Here is a 674-nt window from a genome sequence, read left to right on the forward strand (position 1 = left end):
CCTGTTGCGCCAGACGTGCCTCGATCTCACCCAGTTCGATGCGGAAGCCGCGGATCTTGACCTGATGGTCGATGCGGCCGACGTATTCGACGATGCCATCCTGGCGATAACGCGCCAGGTCGCCCGTGCGGTACAGGCGCTCGCCGCGGGCCGAGAACGGGTCGGGCACGAAACGCGTGGCGGTGAGATCGGCACGCTTGAGATAACCACGCGCCAGACCAGCCTGGCCCACATACAGCTCGCCGATGGCGCCTTTTGGCACCGGGTTCAGGTCGGCATCGAGCAGGTACCACGACAGGTCCGGGATCGGCTCGCCAATCGGACTTGCCGCATCGCCGGCCAGGTCTTCAAGGCTGACTGGACGGTAAGTGACGTGCACCGTGGTCTCGGTGATGCCGTACATGTTGATCAGTTGCGGCTGCTGATCGCCGAAGCGCTCGAACCAAGGGCGCAGGCTGTGCACGTCGAGAGCTTCGCCACCGAATACCACGTAGCGCAGGGCGGGCTTCATCTCGGCTTGCGCCGGAGCACAGGCCACCTGCATCAGCTGTTTGAACGCCGATGGCGTCTGGTTGAGTACGGTGACCCCCTGCTCGCACAGCAACTGGAAGAACTCTTCCGGTGCCCGGCTGGTGGCCTGCGGCACGATGACCAGCCTGCCGCCATACAGCAGC

1 protein-coding gene is annotated in these 674 nt (G+C 64.5%); it reads right to left on the reverse strand.

Annotated elements, in window-relative coordinates; all coding sequences use genetic code 11:
• On the reverse strand, nt 1–674 hold a 674-nt coding region (locus NJH59_RS25385; protein ID WP_253087472.1), incomplete at both ends, for an AMP-binding protein.

It is taken from the genome of Pseudomonas sp. VE 267-6A, assembly GCF_024126555.1.
Taxonomy (GTDB): Bacteria; Pseudomonadota; Gammaproteobacteria; order Pseudomonadales; family Pseudomonadaceae; genus Aquipseudomonas; species Aquipseudomonas palmensis.